At 63.6% G+C, this 16,706-nt stretch carries 10 protein-coding genes; all 10 read right to left on the reverse strand.

The genetic code is table 11. The features are described from left to right. Window positions 1-78 precede the first annotated feature (78 nt). Window positions 79-723 (reverse strand): glutathione S-transferase family protein, encoded by a 645-nt coding sequence (locus AKN84_RS26195; protein ID WP_050423459.1) that lies wholly within the window; start codon window positions 721-723, stop codon window positions 79-81. A 4-nt stretch (window positions 724-727) separates the two neighbouring features. Further along, window positions 728-1,468, reverse strand: a complete 741-nt coding sequence (locus AKN84_RS26200) for an SDR family NAD(P)-dependent oxidoreductase (protein ID WP_050423460.1) — start codon at window positions 1,466-1,468, stop codon at window positions 728-730. 64 nt (window positions 1,469-1,532) lie between these two features. After that, window positions 1,533-2,729, reverse strand: a complete 1,197-nt coding sequence (locus AKN84_RS26205) for a CaiB/BaiF CoA transferase family protein (protein ID WP_050423461.1) — start codon at window positions 2,727-2,729, stop codon at window positions 1,533-1,535. A 120-nt stretch (window positions 2,730-2,849) separates the two neighbouring features. After that, window positions 2,850-3,722: an AraC family transcriptional regulator gene (locus tag AKN84_RS26210; protein WP_050423462.1), complete on the reverse strand. Its 873-nt coding sequence runs from the start codon at window positions 3,720-3,722 to the stop codon at window positions 2,850-2,852. 144 nt (window positions 3,723-3,866) lie between these two features. Beyond that, a complete protein-coding gene (locus AKN84_RS49325) occupies window positions 3,867-7,748 on the reverse strand; it encodes an NACHT domain-containing protein (protein ID WP_128971174.1) in 3,882 nt (1,293 codons plus the stop codon). Then, on the reverse strand, window positions 7,729-8,304 hold the full coding sequence (locus tag AKN84_RS46035; protein ID WP_128971175.1) for a hypothetical protein: 576 nt from the start codon (window positions 8,302-8,304) through the stop codon (window positions 7,729-7,731). Before AKN84_RS46035 ends, AKN84_RS49325 begins: the two co-directional genes overlap by 20 nt. A 489-nt stretch (window positions 8,305-8,793) precedes the next feature. Beyond that, complete coding sequence (locus tag AKN84_RS26220; RefSeq protein ID WP_050423464.1) at window positions 8,794-9,501, reverse strand: hypothetical protein; 708 nt, start codon at window positions 9,499-9,501, stop codon at window positions 8,794-8,796. Window positions 9,502-9,580: 79 nt separating this feature from the next. Continuing rightward, the gene (locus tag AKN84_RS26225; protein WP_157863338.1) at window positions 9,581-10,150 is read right to left on the reverse strand and encodes an invasion associated locus B family protein; all 570 of its coding nucleotides are present in this window, start codon (window positions 10,148-10,150) and stop codon (window positions 9,581-9,583) included. A gap of 5 nt (window positions 10,151-10,155) precedes the next feature. Beyond that, window positions 10,156-15,135, reverse strand: a complete 4,980-nt coding sequence (locus tag AKN84_RS26230; RefSeq protein WP_050423466.1) for a beta strand repeat-containing protein — start codon at window positions 15,133-15,135, stop codon at window positions 10,156-10,158. 399 nt (window positions 15,136-15,534) lie between these two features. Beyond that, entirely contained in the window at window positions 15,535-16,422 is an 888-nt protein-coding gene (locus AKN84_RS26235) for a helix-turn-helix domain-containing protein (protein WP_244485495.1), read from the reverse strand. Window positions 16,423-16,706 lie beyond the last annotated feature (284 nt).

The following is a 16,706-nucleotide window of genomic DNA, read 5'->3' on the forward strand; positions in this document are numbered from 1 at the left end:
CTCTGGCGCGGACTGCACGGCCGGTTCGGCCTGGTGCCGACGTCAGACGTCGGCGGCGCAAGGCGATAATAGGACCGGTCAGGTCTTCACCGTATTGACCGCGACGCTCTCCTTGTAGGCCGGCCGGGCGGTGACGCGGTCGAGATAGGGCGTCGCGACGTCGCAGACCCCGACGCCGTAATCGATTGCCCACACCAGACAGGTCGTCAGCAGGATGTCCGCGCTAGTGAACTGATCGCCCATCAGATATCTGCGGCCATCGGACAGCGCCACTTCCACGTGCCTGAGTTGCTGGCAGAAGTATTCCGCGGCCTTGCCGACCACGTCGGGCGCGTGGCCGTAGATATGCGCAAGGCCCTGGAGGCCGTGGCGGCGCATCACGTAGAGGCTGGTCGAGTCCAGTTCGGCCACGATGAAGAAGCACCATTCCAGCCAGCGCGCGAAATCGCGCGCCGCGACCGGCACCAGCGCAACCTCGGGATTGGAATAGGTGCGCGCCAGATAGGCGACGATCGCGGCGCTCTCCCCGATCGTGAAGTCACCATCCTGCAGCAGCGGTATCTTCTGGCGCGGGTTAAGCAGTGTGTATTCCGGCGTCTTGGTTTCGCCCGAGCGCGGCAGGATCGGCTTGCAGCGATAATCCAGCCCGAGTTCGCGCAACGCCCAATGGGCCCGGATCGTCCGCGATGTCCCCACGCCCCACAGCGTCAGCGTCTCCGGCATGGCATCACCATTTCTCGACCGACGGCCGCAGATCGAGTTCATGGCTCCAGCCGTCGCGGCTTTGCTGGTGCACGAACCAGTAGGCCTCGGCGATCGACGATGTCTTCGTCAGGGAATCCGGCGCGATCTCCGACGCGTCGATGCCCCTGTCGGCCATCCGCTGGTGAATGGCCGGACTATCGACGCCGGCATCGATCAGGAGATGAGCGACATGGATGTTCTTCGGCCCGAGCTCGCGCGCCATCGCCTGCGCCACCGCGCGCAAGCCGAACTTCGCGGACGCAAAGGCGGCAAAGCCGCTGCTGCCGCGCACGCTCGCGGTCGCGCCGGTGAACAGCATGGTGCCTCTGCCATGCCGCAGCATGTGCCGCGTCGCCTCGCGTCCGACCAGGAATCCGGCCATGCAGGCGAGCTCCCAGGCCTTGAAGAACAGTTTTTCGCTGGTCTCGTGCAGGTCTTTCTTCACGTTCGAGCCCGCATTGAACAGGCAGACCTCGATCGGCCCGATCTCGCGCTCGACCCGCTCGCACAGCTCCTGCACCTCGCTCTCGCGCCGCGCGTCGACGGCGAACGCGTGCACCTTGCGTCCGGCGCCGGTCAGCTCCTCCACCAGCGCGCTCGATTTCGCGGGATCGCGCCGCGCGATGCAGACGGAGTAGCCGCCGGCCGCGAACCGCCGCGCGACCGCGGCACCAATTGCATCGCCCGCGCCAACCAGCAAGGCAGTCTTGTTCGTCTCGGCCATAGGACATCTCCCACCGACGGCAGTTCTTTAGTTCGACAATGCTGACGTTGCGCGGCGCGGTCGTTCAGACCGCGCGCACGGCCTTCTGCGCGATCATCGCTTCGATGGCGGCATCGCCGTAGCCGAGATCGCGCAGCACCTGCCTTGTGTGCTGACCGATGCGCGGCGCCGGGCCGCCGATCGCCGCAGTGTCGACCTCGAAGCGCGCCGCGGGCTTCGGCTGCCGCACGGTGCCGACGCCAGGCTGCTCCAGCTCGGCGATCAGCCCGCGGGCCACCACCTGCTCGTTGGTGATGATCTCGCCGCGCCGCAGAATCGGCGCGCACGGCACGTCGGCCGCATCGAGCCGCGCCAGCCATTCGGCGGTGGTGTGCCTGGCGATATAGTCCTGCATCTTCTTGATGCGCGCCGTCGCATTGACCGAGCGCGACGCCGGGGTGGCGAAGCGTTCATCGGCGGCAAGCTCGGGATCGCCGGTGGCCTTGCAGAAGCCCTGCCATTCGGAATCGGAGATCGTGCCGCAGGTGAGGTAGCCGTCCGAAGTTTGGAACACGAGATCGGGACGATCATTCGGGTCCGACGCGGTCTGCTCGCGGCCGACCACCGTGTATTGCATCATGCTTTCCGGCCAGAGATAGGCGATCATCGCATCGAGCATCGCCACCTGGATGTGCTGGCCGCGGCCGGATTTCTCGCGGGCATACAGCGCCGCCGTGATCGCCTGCGCGGCATAGACCGCCGTCGTCTTGTCGGCGACGATGGTGCGGATCATCTGCGGACGGTTGGTGACCGGCTGTGCCTGCACGTCGCAGAAGCCCGACAGCGCCTGCACGATGGGGTCATAGACGCGCTTCTTGGCATATGGCCCGTCTTCGCCGACGCCGCTGATCGAGACATAGATCAGCCGCGGATTGTTCTTGCGCACCTCGTCCGGTCCGAGCCCGAGACGTTCCATCGTGCCGGGCCGGAAATTCTGCACCAGCACGTCGGCCTCTCGAACCAGCTTGCCCAGCACCTCGCGGCCGGCATCGGTCTTCATGTCGATCGAGAGCGAGCGCTTGCCGCGGTTCGACGAGATGAACAGCGCCGAGAACTCGCCGGTCTTGTCGACATTGGCCCGGCTGCGGCGGGTGATGTCGCCGCCGATCGGCTCGACCTTCAGGACATCCGCGCCCTGGTCGGCGAGAAACATCGTCGCGAACGGGCCGGAGACGACGCCGGTCAGATCAAGTACGCGAACTCCCGCCAACGGCCCTGACATGCGTTGCTTCCTTCTCCAATGCGCGGACGCGACCAAACCGTGAGCGCAGTCCCGGCTTACGACGGACCACGCAGAAGCGCTTGCGGGAAACCGCCGCGACTTGCGGAAAAGCGCCGAAACTCAGGCCCGGCGCTGCTGCCGGAACACGGATGGGCTCATGCCGGTGGCCTGCCTGAACGCCGACGAGAAATGCTGGGCGTGGCTGAAGCCCGACGCCAGCGCGATGCTGGTCAGGCTCTCGTCGGTGTCGCTGAGGCGGCGCTTGGCCGATGCGATGCGCAGGCCGAGCACGTAGCGATGCGGGCTGGTGCCAGTGCTCTGCTGGAAGGCGCGCAGGAAATGCCGCTTGCTCAGGCCGGCAACATCCGACAGCGCCGATAGCGAAATCGTCTCGCCGAGATTCGCGCGGACGAACTCCTCGATCCTGCGCAGCTTCAGCGCCGGCAATCCGCCGCGGCTCGGCGGCTTCGGAGCCTCCGCGCCACGCGACAACCGCGCCATGTGGGCCAGCGCCTGGCTCGCCCAACCCTCGGCGAACAGATCGAACAGATTGTCCGGCGTGGCGGCCTCCTGGCCCAGTTCGACTAGGCCGCGGGCAAGCTGGTCGTGGCGGAATGCGATCGCCGGCCTTTCGATCAGACCATGGAGACGCCGCTCGACGAACTTCGGATCGAGGAAGACGACCGTATAGTCGAACGCCGGCTCCACCGACCATTCCCCTTCGATCTCCGTGCCGGCGGGAAACAGCGCGAGGCTGGCCGCCTCGGAGAACTGATATTCGACGGGCCGGCCGTCGATCCGGGCCCGCAGGCGCGGACAACCCTTTCCAAACCAGAACAGCGTCAGTTCGGGCTGGCGGAAGTGCCAGTTCATCCGGGGCCGCGAGGTCCGGCTGAGCAGTTCGACCCTGATCGGCTTCGACCGCGCAATGACGGAAGATACCAGTTCACCGCCGACGTGGCGGACAAACCGCTCCGGACGCGCTTCCTCCATGGGACATCTCCTCCGCGTTGGGCACGGATGGTAAGTTCCAAATCAGAATTGACGATCCGGCGGCAGAAATCCAGCCCTTTATCGGCTGATCGCCAAGATGTTAGCGGACGAATGGGCCTAAGGAACCGCGCAACTGGAATGCCATCAGCGACGGTCCGATTTGGCAAGTTTCCGGCCTCTGCTGATGGAAAGACGTCGCTTGCGAGGCCGCTGCACCGCGCGCTTCTTCGAAGTAGGCGGACCACTTCCATTTGACCAAGCGTTTATCCCCACGCACTTCACCACAATCGGGCCAGCAGCATTTTCCGTAATCGTTGACGCGATTCCCGACAACCATGCAATCAAGTCGGGAAAGGAAATGGGCTTGCTATCGCCAATACCGAGCCATCGCCTGTCACGATGATGAGTGATAACTAGCATACCATGACGACGGCTTTCCGACTTCAAGTAATCTTCTGCAAGCTGGGTTCGTAACGCATGTTCGAGGTCGCGAGCAGTCCAGCCCTTGCCGCCATGCTTGACTTCAATTGCCACTTCGCAGGGCGCGGAAGTTGATGCAACAATGACGTCCGGCTTGTCGCGCGTCGCAACTTCAGCTTCGCGAAACGCATGGAAGCGGCCACGTGCACGAGCTGTCATCTGCTCTACGAGCCAGTGTTGGACTTCATCTTCGTCCTTTGCTCGCTCTAGTAGCGGGCGGGATGTAACGTCTCCTTGCGTGAGGGTTCTCGCGATGTCGCCTAGAACGCCGCCAACAAGACGGAGCAAATCTGCACCCGTTTTTGCCGGAGCTGCAAATTGACGCTGAAATGCGATTACCTCTGCGGCGTTCCACGCAGGACTTTCAGCGTCGCGCTCGGCCTTCCCGCGCGCAAGCTCGCGAAACCGGTGCGAACGCAATGCAAAGACCGGATCGTCAGCAAGTCTCTTGATCGCTTGGTAGGCGTCCGCGCCTGGTCTTCCCAAAAGCGTCGTCAGAATAGCGTCGCGCGCGTTTTGGGCATTATCCCGCGTGTCGGGACTGTAGGAGCCTCTGCGTATGGTGTCGTCCTTCGGGCGGATGCGGGTGTAGGCCAAGCGGAGGAGCGCTTCCAGCGTCTCGATCGGCGCGCTCGAAAGGGCGCCCGTAATGACTGAATCATGGCGGTCGAACAGCGTACTGAATGTCTTATCCGCCCGCACTTGCCGGGCAACCTTGGGTCCAGAATTCAACCATCTGGCAAGGATCGACAAAGCCTTGTCGGCATCAACTATGAGCAAGAGCGCCAAATAGGATAGAGCGAAATCGTCCCTCTCGCCTTTGACATGCTCGCCGTAGCGCGCTTCCGCGGTCGCAAACAGCCTCCTGCGCTGTCCGGCATCCAATTCCAAATTGCGGACAACCTTGAGAATACTTCTGATTACCTGGACCGTATTCGCGTCAGACTTGAGAATGGCTGAAACTATGAGGCGTTGCACCGGCAGCTGTATCGCGTTGGTAAGTGAACCGTATCGATACAGGAATGTGGTGGGCGTTTCAGAAGGCGATGACCATTCGCGTTCGATCTGATCTTTTACGACCGGCAGAACTGCCTTCGGCCATGATATGATCAGTGCGTCAAGCCAATCTGGGTAACTTTGCTCGGCCCGGCATCCGTGACGCGCGGCCATAGCAGCTTCCTCGTGAGTCAGCTGAAGCACCCAATCCGGATTGTCGGCGGCTTCGACACTGATGCCCGCGAATGCGAGAACGGTTGAATTCTTTATGGTGATAACGCCGCCGGGTTTGCGAATCGGTCGAACGGGCTTGACCAGCCGCCAAAGTCGCTTCATTCCGTCCCGATAGGCTTCTGCTACTGCGCGATTAAAGCCTTCCTCAAGCAGGCGCCATTCGAGCGAAGCCTTTGGAGCATCGCCGCCGGTTCTTTTCTGAAGCCAATTTGAAAGGTAATACAGCCTGAACTGCCCGGCCTTCCACGATGAGAGGTTTACTCGGTCGGAAATCAGCGATGGGTGCTTCAATAGTTCATCCTGGAATTCGATCCAGGACTTCCTATCCTCGGCTTCACGTTTCCTCGACTTGAGCTCATAAACCGCGCTTCTCAGTCGGTGCGTCTGCGTCCCGATATCTTCCGGCGGCGGAAGGAGTGCCGCATCCAAGGCGGCGACGAGCACCGCTTCTGAACCCATGGCCCCACGTACAGTTGCTTGGTCGGTGGTGAGTCTGCTAGCTTGCAGAAGAACAGTCAAAATGGCGCTAAGCGCGATTTGCTTGTCTTCAATATTCGAGCGCGCTGAAAGATCTTCATATAGCCACGGCAGATCCATCTCTGAAAAGCTCCAGAGGGACGCGTTGCCGCTGAAGTGCACGTGCCAGAACTGGACGACAGAACCATGCTTCCCGTGTTCGCGTTGCTCCCCGACGTCAGCCCAGAACAGCGCGCGATTGAGCGGTGGGTTGCCCCGCACCAACTCATGAAGTTTCGGCGTTTCCTCCTTGATAAAGCTGTCTCGACCACCGCGTTCGACTACCATCAACAACCGAACCAAGTAGGATGGCGGGACATTCGTCTTTAATCGAAGAGCTTCGTCGCGCGCAATATCATGGAGGTGCTTTGCGATATCGGCAAAGCGTTTTGCGATCCGGCGATAATCGTCAGCGAATGGCTTTGAGAGACAAAGGCTAGCGAGACCAGCCAGCAATTCCGTACGGTCGGCGCTGCTGGGAGCCTTGTCGTAATACTGCCGTAGCAGGTATCCAAATCCATCGGTTGAGTGCTCTTGCGGCGCCTCGGATTTCTCAATCACCTTGAGCAAATTGCGTGTGGTGAGGTGCCTGGGGTAAAGCACAAGCGCTAACGACGCGGCAAGTCCTGCGCTCGCCGCCTCGGGCTGCTTGACCAGTGCTTTTGAGACTGCCGACAATGTCGAGCCGTCACCACATGCATCGGCAGCTTGAGTGGCAACAATCCGATGATACTCGTCGGCCTCAGGATCGAGTGCGACAGCCCTTGCAATCGGAGCCGCTCCCTTGATCCCGCCTTCACGGATGAGCCTGAGGAGATCGAAGCGGAAATCTCCACGTGTATTCAGCCGCCAAGCGTTACGAACAGCGGTCGCGAGCTGTTGGTCAGCGAACATCCATAGAGCTCGAGAATCGAGTCTGTCGTCCGATATTTCTGCCGCCGCTTGCTTTGATGCAAACGATAAAAGCAGTTGCTCTCTGACACGAATAGGCAGTGAGCCCGGGTCGCCGTGGGCAACAAGCACAAGCGGTTCACGGCGGATCACTTCAGCTCGGATATCGGGGTGCCAGAGCGATAACCAAGCCGCTTCTGCTCGTAAGGATGGCACGACGGTTTCGACGTTATATCGTTCAGCGAACAATAGATTGGCTACTTCCGCGACCGGGCAGCCCTTTTGCAGCAAACGGTCAAACCACTTTGCCGCTAGATACTCTTGGGTGGAACGATGATGGAATCGGATGCGGCCATAGGTGGCTGGCGCGAAAAGTCCCCTCCGCAATAGCGCACTTCGTCGCGCTTCCGTCCAATCAGGAAGCACCTCGGTCGGATCAAATGCGCCCGCAGCGAGGCTGGGGTCCGGCTCGTGGCCCGGTGCCAGTAAGGTGAAGGACTTTCCGAGCGCAAGAGCTCCCGCTAAACGCTCCGCCCCATCGCGTGCATCTTCAAGTGAGATGGTCTCATTGTCTGGCCGATGTGGATCGCGCTCGGTCAGCTTGCGTGCAATGCTATGTTCAAGCATTTCCGCAAAGGAGCCGAAAGTCCCGTGGCTCTTCCAATAATTGGCAAGGTCGATCAGATCGCCGGGACGTTCGGTTAGCGCTTCCAGCCCGTGCTTTGTGATAGCTTTGACAAATTTTTCAACATTGTTAGTGACTCCTGCGCCGTTTGCGAGAAGTCGGTACTGGTCGCTCGTAAGCGGGATAAGCTGTACGACTGCAAGGTGATCTAAACTCTCTTCGCTATGGTCGTGTGAAGCCGCAGGAGATGTGCTTTTTTTCCTCTCAAATAGAGGGTCGAGCAATGCGCTGTAGTCGTCTGGTTTGACGACCGGCGGAACAACGGGTTTCTTCCACGCGGGCAAGTACCGTGAATAAGTCGCGCGATCTTCTGCACCAGTCGGTAACTCGGCACGAGACATAGACGTGTGCACGTTCGCGCCCGTCGCCGATATCCCGCGCGAAGCGCTTCAGTGCCGTTTCGAAGCTTTTGCGATTGAGGCGAGCTTCGTCGATAGAATCAAGGAAGAACCAGCCCTCGCGAGAGTCACCAAGCCACGCTTCGAAGAGTTTCACGCTGTCGGAATCAAGTGCTGTTTCCGTACCGTTGTCAGCTAGTTCTTCGATCCGAAAGAAGAATGCTGGTTTACCGAGCGCTCTCAGCGCTTCGCATTGGTGCCGGAACTCCTCGGTTTTCCCGCTCGCCGCTTCAGCTAACAAGATCACGCGTCGGCGTCTTCTCAGATCGCCCCAGCTAAGCCACCCTCCCAGGCGCGGCCCCCAAGCGCGGCCTACGTCCAGACTGGGCTCTTGATCCTTTGCTACAGATATAAAGTATCGGTCGAGTTCGACAAAATCCATGATTTCTCAATTTGCATAGCCGCTGATTCGCATTTATGTAATTCTTACACGCGCCAGTTGTATCGTGCATTGCTGGTGATGGCAAAACGGCCATGCGCGTCGAGTTGCTGTGACTAATAATGCCGCGCGCTGGTAGATCATCGGAGCCCGTAGCTCAGCAACTTTGCTCGAACGCTCCGCCAGGCGGTAAAGACCATGGACAGCCCATTGTCGTCTCTTCTGGCATCGTTGCCCGCTCTAAACGCCGCTCACTTGCCAGAGTCTACAAGCGCGAGGTGCCCCATCGTTGCCTTATGGCAAGGATCAGAAAATCACCCCATCGGCGCGTGCTCTGGTACGACGGAATGCCAGATGCGCGCCGGGGAACAGCGGCGCCCGCCCGATCACGGGCACCAGCTTCGCCATCGATGGCGGCTACGTTCTCCGATCAGGCGACGTCGCGCATCCGAGGAGGCCTGCGATCGGCGCAGCGCGCGCCGAGTTGCCGCGTTACCCAGCGATCCGCAGCGCGGTCACGGCGACGCAGGCATTGCCGAACGGGATCAGCACCACCTGCGCGCCGTTCGACAGCGCGACCGTCGCGAGTTCGCCAAGCGCGCCGCTTTGCCCGTTGAGCTTGGCGAGTTCGGCGGCAACCGTCGAGCAGTTCTCGGCGCGCGGCGTCACCCGCACCAGGTTGCCTTCGCAGGACGATCCGACCGGTGCCGCAAACACGATGCCGGCGGCCTGCTGATTGGCAGCATTGCCCTGCGGGGCTTGATTGCCCTGGTTGCCCTGCGCGGCTTGGTTCGGTGCGAGCGCAACCAGCGACTGCACCGAATGGGCATTGCCGGCCTTGGCGTCCCACTGTGACTGCGCGGTGTAGTTGGAGTTCATCGCAATTCCGCGGCCGAGCGTTCCGAACAGATTGGCGCAGGTCACGATGTTGGCCTGCCGCGCCTGATCGTCGAACACCGTCGGTTGCTGTCCCGCCTGCTGCGGCGGAACTGCTGCCGCGGCAGCGGGCGGTGTCTGAACCTCCTGCGCATGCGACTTGTGCGGCTGCGGCTTGGCAGCGGCGGCGGGCTTCTTGGCCGGCGCCGGCGAAGCCGGCTGCAACGGTACCGGCTGCGCCTGCTGCGCGTAGACCACGACGCCGGCGGCACCGAGCGCGGCCACCACGACCGCAACAAAGATCAATCCAAGGGTGCGCCGCATCGACCATTCTACCTTTTCACTTCGCGCTTCAGTCTCGAGCCGGATACCGGAAGTCCACATCCGCATGTCCGACCTCACGTCATTTCAGTTTCGCCAGCACGCCGGACAATCCGTCGAGCGGCGCCTGCAGCGTGATCGGCCCGCCCTGCGGCAGCGGATAGGACACGAGGCACGGCGTCGCCGCGCGGATGTGCCGTCTCAGCACGTTGCCGATCGCGATCGTGGCGAAGCAGAAATTGGCGTCGCAGCGATCGGTCTGCGCGACGATGCGATCGGGGCTGTCGCCCATCGCGAGCTCGATCTGCGCGCCGACCCCGGCGGCCGCGGGAATCCGCATCGCCATCAGCGGCTTGCCGTCGGCGGTCGCAATCAGCGACCAGTTGAAGGCGACCGCGCTCTGCGCATTGACGATCGTCTGCGTGACGTTGCAGACCCGGCGCTTCGATTTCAGGCTCTCGTCGCAGATCAGGGTCCAGTTCTTGAACGGCTGGATCATCCGCCTGAACTCGCCAAGCGTCTCGCCTTCCGGCACCATGACGTCCGATGGCTTCACGGTGTAGGCGGACGGCGGCGCGCCTTGCGCGTCCGCGCCCGCCGCCTCGCCGAGCCAGATCGCCAAAGCCAGGCACGCCAGCCGCCTCGTCGCCATCAGGATCAATTGAGCGTCAGGCTCACGCCGGCGCTGACGCCCCATTCGCTTCCGGCGGTGGTCGCGGCCGCGTTGGTGCGCAGCCGGCCGTTCTCACTGGTGTAGCCAATGCCGAAGGCGAGCGCGCCCTGGCTGCGCCAGACGCCGCCGCCGGCCGATGCACTGACCTTGCCGGGCCGGTCGTCATAGCGCAGTGATGCCGCCGCCATGCCGATCGCCGCGGCGCGCCAGGCGTCCTGCCGCACCTCGCCGATCTGGCCGTTGAGCTGCTGGAACGCGCTGTTGAGCTGGTTGACGTTGACCGCATCGGTGCCGGCGACGCCCGCCGCCACGTTGCTGATGGTCACCGGCCCGCTGCTGCCGCTGTTCAGCGTCACCCTGTTGGTGGTGTTGCCGGCGGCATCGGTGTCGTAGCGGATCGAGCTCGACGCAACCGCCTGCAGCTGGCTCACATTGACCGCGTCGGTCGCGGCCGAGCCCGCGGCGACATTGGTGACGCGGCGTTCGGCGCCGGACGAGCCGACCGACACTTCGCCGGTCGCAACCCCGGCGACGGACTTGCCGACAACAGGCGTGTAGGCCGCATCGCTGAGATTGGCGGTGGTGGTCGCGTTCGCGCCGAGCGCCAGCGAGTTGGCCGAAGTCGCCTTGGCGCCGGCGCCGATCGCGACCGAATTGTCGCCCGAAGCGGACGAGCCGTTGCCCATCGAGATCGCGTTCGCCCCGCTCGCGACCGACTTCGGCCCGATCGCGACGCTCTCCGCACCGGTCGCAATGGAATCCGCCGCGGTCGAATTGGCGTGGAAATATTTCACGCCGCCACCGCCAGTGCTGATGTTGTTGACGGTGTTATAGAGATTGCTGAGCGACACATTGGTGGCCCACAGCTGTGAGCCGTTGATCGCGTCCGTCGAGGTCGCGGTGATCTGGCCCGCGGCGACGTTGGTGATGGTGCGTTCCGCACCGGCGCTGCCGACGCTGACAGTCGACGTCGGATTGGTGCCGGCGAAATTGTAGGTGGTGCCGGCGATCGTGGTGCTGGCGGTCTTGACCACCGTGGAGGTGGTCGAATTGGCGCCGAGCGCAACGTCGCCGGCCTGCGCCGTCGCCTTGGCATTCGGACCGAGCGCGACGCTGGTCGGGTTGGTCGTCTGGGATCCGGCGCCGATCGACACCGACTGGATGCCGCTCGCCTGCGCGTTGGTTCCGAACGCGATCGAATCAGCGAAGTTGGACACCGAATTCTGACCGATCGCGATGCCGCCGGGCGCGGTCTGCGCCACGGTGGCGCCAAACCCCATGCCGATGCCGTTGTCGCCATTGACCACGGTCTGCGGTCCCACCGCGACCGAGTTGTTGCCGACCGCGAGCGAGTCGGCCAGCGTCGAGTTGGCGTGGAAGTATTTCGTCGTCGTGGTCGCGAACGACGTCAGCGCCCCAGTCAGCTGTCGCACGGTGACGGCGTCGCTCGACTGGGTGCCGTCGGCCACATTGGTGATCTGGCGATAGCTCGTCGCATTGCCGACCGACACCGCGCCGAGCAGCGTGAGATCGGTGGTGTTGTAGGGAATGATGGTGCCGCCGATCGTGCCGAACGCCGGCGCGAGCGGGCGGTTGGACACCGAGCCCGAGCCGATCGCGACGCCGTCGGCGACGGTGGCCTGGGTGTTGAAGCCCAGCGCGGTGGCATTCGCCGCCGTCGCCGACGCGGCGACGCCCGCCGCCATCGAGTTGACGCCGGTCGCGCCGTTGTTGTTGTAGTTGGCCTGCTGGGTGCCGCCGTCGTTGACGCCGTAATAGTGCGTCAGGCCATTGCTGACCACGGTCGACAGGCTGTCGATCGCCGAGGTGGCGGCAAACAGCTGCGAACCGTTGATCGCATCGGTCGAGCCGTTGCTGATCCGGCCAGCGGCGACGTTGGTGATGGTGCGCTCGTTGCCGACAGTGCCGACGCTGACCGTCGAAAGCGGGTTGGTGCCGGCGAAGGCGTAATTGGTGGTGCCGATAGTGATGCCCGATGTGCCGACCGCCGTGGTGGTCTGGCTGCCCGAGCCGAGCGCGATGTCGTTGGCATTGGCCGCGGTCGCGCCATTGCCGATCGACACCGAGCCGCTGCCGGTCGCCGTCGACACCGGTCCGATCGCAACCGAGTTGGTGCCAGCCGCGTTGGAATCCGCCAGCATCGAATTGGCGTGGAAATACTTGATGCCGCCGCCGGTATTGATGTTGTTGACGGTGGTGGCGAGGCCGTCGACCGCCTGGTTGGTGGCCCACAGCTGCGAGCCGTTGATCGCATCGGTCGAAGCGTTGCTGATCCGCCCCGCCGCGACATTGGTGATGGTGCGCTCAGCGCCGAGCGCGCCGACGCTGACGGTCGAGGCCGCCCCCGTGCCGGCGAAGCTGTAGGTGGTGCCGTTGATCACGGTGTTCGGCGTGTTGACCGCGGCGGCGGTGACGCTGCCGGAGCCGAGCGCAACCGAGCCGGCATTGCCGGCGGTGGCGCCGTTGCCGATCGACACCGCGTTGCTGGCGGTCGCGTTCGACACCGGTCCGATCGCAACCGAATTGGTCCCCACCGCGGAGGAGTCGGCCAGTGTCGAATTGGCGTGGAAATACTTGATGCCGCCGCCGGTATTGATGTTGTTGACGGTGGTGGCGAGGCCGTCGACCGCCTGATTGGTGGCCCACAGCTGCGAGCCGTTGATCGCATCGGTCGACGAGTTGCTGATCCGGCCCGCCGCGACATTGGTGATGGTGCGCTCGGCGCCGAGCGCGCCGACGCTGACGGTCGAGGACGCCGTCGGGCCGGCAAAGCTGTAGGTGGTGCCGTTGATCACAGTGTTCGGCGTATTGACCGCGACGGCGGTGACGCTGCCGGAGCCGAGCGCGACATCGCCGGATTTTGCTGCCGCTGTGGCGCCGTCGCCGAGTGCGATATTGCCGGCAAGGCCGGCGCCACCGGCGGTGGAGCCGTTGCCGAGCGCCACCGAGCCCTGCCCGATCGCCTTGTTGTTGTTGCCGATCGCAACTGCACCGTTGGCCTGGTTGGCGACGGTGGCGCTGGCCGTGCCGTCACTGTTGGCGATGTTGTTCGCGCCGCCGGTGAAGGCACCGGTGCCGCTGGCGTAGCTCGGATCGCCGATCGCCACGGCGCCGTTGCCATAGGCAGTGTTGTTCGCACCGATCGCCACCGCGCTGCCGCCGGTTGCGTACGCGCTGGTGCCGATGGCGACCGCGTCGGCGGAGTCCGCGCCAGCGGCGGTGCCGACGGCGATCGTATTTACGGCGAGTGCGGACGCGCCCGCGCCAAGCGCGGTCGCACTCGGCGCTGTCGCGTTGGCCGTCACGCCAATGGCGACGGAACTATCACCACTGGCAACGGCCGAACGGCCGCCGGCGAACGCAAGGGCACCGCTGGCGCTGGAGCCAGCACCAACCGAAGTGGAGAACGCTCCCGCCGCGCTGGCCTGGAAGCCCACGGCTGCCGAGTTGTTGCCACCAGCTACGGTGCCGATGCCGAGCGCGGTGCTGCCGGTTCCGCCGGCATTGGCGCTGACGCCGGCCGCGAGAGAATTGTCTCCTATCGCCTTCGCTCCAGACCCGAACGAGGAGGCGTTTATGCCGCTGGCAACGGCCGCGTTGCCAATCGCCGTGCTGGCGGCGGCACTCGCATTTGAGGCAGTGCCGACCGCTAGCGCGCTTGTGCCGGCAGCACTGGCCCCAACGCCGGTCGCGAGCGAACTGATGCCAGTGGATGCCGCATTGTTGCCGACCGCAATGCCACCTGTCGCGGTGCTGGCGACGATTGCACCCGATCCGATTGCGACTGAGCCGCCGGAACTCAGCGCCTGCGCCTGGTTACCCAAAGCAACGCCGAAATTCCCCGACGCGGTGGCGAGGTTGCCGGCCGCCAGCGAGCTGGTACCGGACGCGGCGGACTGGATGCCAAAGGCGGCGGCGTTGGAGCCGCTCGCATTGGCGAGGTATCCCACGGCTGCGGTCCCGACGGCGGAGCCCTTCGCGCCGTTGCCGATCGCTGTCGACTGGTCTCCTGTCGCGGCTGCGGACGTTCCCAACGCACTGGCGCCCGTTCCCGTTGCTGATGCACTAGAACCGACGCTGGTCGACCACGCCCCCGTCGCGGTGGAACCGGTGCCGAGCGCAACGGCCTCGAACGTGAAGCCGGCCGGCGCGGTCCCGCTGGCATTGGCATTCACGCCGATCGCAATTGGAGAACCGCCGCCGGCTCCGGCGTTTGCCTTGGCGCCGACGCCGATGGCCGTGCCCGAGCCGTTTGGAGATGAGGCGGCGGAGGACAATCCAATCGCGATCGAGGCCCCACCGGAGGCGCTGGCCGATGAGCCGATGGCGACTGCACTCGCACCGTTTGCAGAGGTGTTGACGCCAAAAGCGCTCGATCCGTCGCCGGTGGCGTGCGCGTTCCCGCCTACGGCGAGGGCGTTGGTGCCGGTCGCATTCGCGAAGACACCCATGCCGATCGCATTGAGGCCGTTGACGGAGTTGGCATAGCCCACGATGATCGAACCATCTCCGGTCGCCGTGTTGGAATCGCCGATCGCCAGCGAGTTCTGGCCATTCGCATTGGTGCCGGTGCCAATGGCGGTTGCGCTGACACCGGCGGCGTGGGCACCACAACCCATAGCAGTGCTGCCTGCAGTAGCAGCGGTGGGATTGGTGCAATTGGCGGGGTTGCTCAAGACCCCGTTGCCGATGGCGACCTGCGCGAACGCCCCTTGCGGAGACAACATCGTCATCATGGCAAGCACGGCAGCGCCCGCACCCAGCGATCCGAGCCCCAGCCGATCGCGCTTCATGCCGAGCGTCCGGTGCGCCTGTCGCAGCACGGCCAGTAACCGCCGCCGCAGCGAATGGCTGTCCGCATCGCCTGCTGCGACCCAGCTCCGCACGAAGCCGGTGCGGCCTTGACGCTTCAGCGATGCGGTTGGAGTCTGTGCGACAGCCATGGTACGCCCCCTTTATGACATCTGATCCAGACGTCGGGGGTGCCGTGCCACAGCAGACCGAATGCGGTCCCACCGGACACGCATATGGAGAAATCAGCAGCGCGCGATCCGCGCTCACCTTCCGGTCCTGGCCAACGATGTGTCGAGTTCAACGAGCGCATCTTGCCACCCAGCGCCCGCTCGACCGCCCCGCCAATGTGCCCCGAGTCGTCATAACGGAAAATGATAGACACATATTTGACAACGTCACTCAGCAGGCCGTCCAAATAGATGGCAGATCGTCTCACAAGTTGAACGATCATTAAGGCACACGGTGCGCGGACGTGTCTTATGAATCCCACCGTGCACAGCGTACGCCACGCGTCCACGCCTACGCCATTGGATGATTCGAGCGGGAGCTCAACTTGCGCTTGATGTGCGGCGCGCGTGTTCGCGCATCTCGCGAGGGCTGACGCCGAACTCACGGCGAAACGCGCGCGTGAAATCGGACGCCAGCTTGAAGCCATGGCGAAAGGCGACTTCCTGCACCTGCCGGTCGGGACTGCCGACGAGTTCGGCATACGCAGCGTGCAGGCGCTTGCGCATGATGTAGCCGGCTACGCCGCCGACGCTTTCGAATGCCCGGTATAGGTTCGAGCGCGATATTTTCAACTTTTGCGCGATTCGATCCGGCGTCAGGTCGAAGTCGCCAAGATGCGTCTCTATATAAAGACGCGCACGCTCGAACAGCACCGACTCGATCGCACCGCGCGCTTGCTCCAACCGATCCGAGGACAGCTGAATGCATGCGGCGATCATCTGCGCAGTCGCCCGTCCCGCCTGCCGCAACTCCTCCGGGGACATCAGGATCAGGCGCGTCTCGAGTCGGTCGAGGTAGTCGGTCAACAGTTCGATCAGATTGCCTGAAAGGAGGACGTTGCTGATCTCGCCAAGCTGATCCGCCACGCCTGCGAACGACCTGCGCGGCAAAGCCAGCACCAGCCCATCATAATTCGTGATGCTGCCGCGGAAATCGTCATCAAGCGAGATCAGGAACGTCGCGCCAGGTCCGGCATGAATCCGCCGCTCCGCGGTTTCGAAGCGGGCTTCGCCAGAGCGCACGCGGAACAGCCACCAGATATCGACCGGCGTGCCCTGGGACGGCTGCGCCGCGCGCGCGAATGTTTGCGCGGCAAATCGCCCTGAAGTGAACACGACATCGGCCATGTTGCAGGTCAGGTAATCCACCTCGAACCCCTGTGCAGGATTGTGCCCCTCCGGCGGCGCGACGTCGACCAGCGAGGCCATGCGCGTCTTCCAGACTTCGAATTGCTCCGGCGGCGGATAGGACCGTGTCGTGAAAAGCCGCGGTGCCGCCGGGGCTATATCCCTGATGTTCCGGGGTTCGCGTGGCAAGGGAACTTGTTCCAGGAGCTTCGCTACGCTCGCCGGCGTGTTGTCGTCTGGTTGCATGTACTTTCGTCCCCCGCTGTCGCAAACGACGAACGTCGTCTCAACGAGGGGGCATTCCCAAGGTTGCGCCGCCGGCCACTGACGGGCCAGCAATTTTCTGGCGGACAAGGAAGCAGCAT

The sequence above is a fragment of the Bradyrhizobium tropiciagri genome (assembly GCF_001189845.1).
Taxonomy (GTDB): domain Bacteria; phylum Pseudomonadota; class Alphaproteobacteria; order Rhizobiales; family Xanthobacteraceae; genus Bradyrhizobium; species Bradyrhizobium tropiciagri.

Coding starts and splice junctions, on each gene's coding strand:
- AKN84_RS26230 (WP_050423466.1), bottom strand. CDS start 15,135: ATGGCTGTCGCACAGACTCCAACCGCATCGCTGAAGCGTCAAGGCCGC.
- AKN84_RS26220 (WP_050423464.1), bottom strand. CDS start 9,501: ATGCGGCGCACCCTTGGATTGATCTTTGTTGCGGTCGTGGTGGCCGCG.
- AKN84_RS26210 (WP_050423462.1), bottom strand. CDS start 3,722: ATGGAGGAAGCGCGTCCGGAGCGGTTTGTCCGCCACGTCGGCGGTGAA.
- AKN84_RS26195 (WP_050423459.1), bottom strand. CDS start 723: ATGCCGGAGACGCTGACGCTGTGGGGCGTGGGGACATCGCGGACGATC.
- AKN84_RS46035 (WP_128971175.1), bottom strand. CDS start 8,304: ATGGATTTTGTCGAACTCGACCGATACTTTATATCTGTAGCAAAGGAT.
- AKN84_RS26225 (WP_157863338.1), bottom strand. CDS start 10,150: ATGGCGACGAGGCGGCTGGCGTGCCTGGCTTTGGCGATCTGGCTCGGC.
- AKN84_RS26200 (WP_050423460.1), bottom strand. CDS start 1,468: ATGGCCGAGACGAACAAGACTGCCTTGCTGGTTGGCGCGGGCGATGCA.
- AKN84_RS26235 (WP_244485495.1), bottom strand. CDS start 16,422: ATGGCCTCGCTGGTCGACGTCGCGCCGCCGGAGGGGCACAATCCTGCA.
- AKN84_RS26205 (WP_050423461.1), bottom strand. CDS start 2,729: ATGTCAGGGCCGTTGGCGGGAGTTCGCGTACTTGATCTGACCGGCGTC.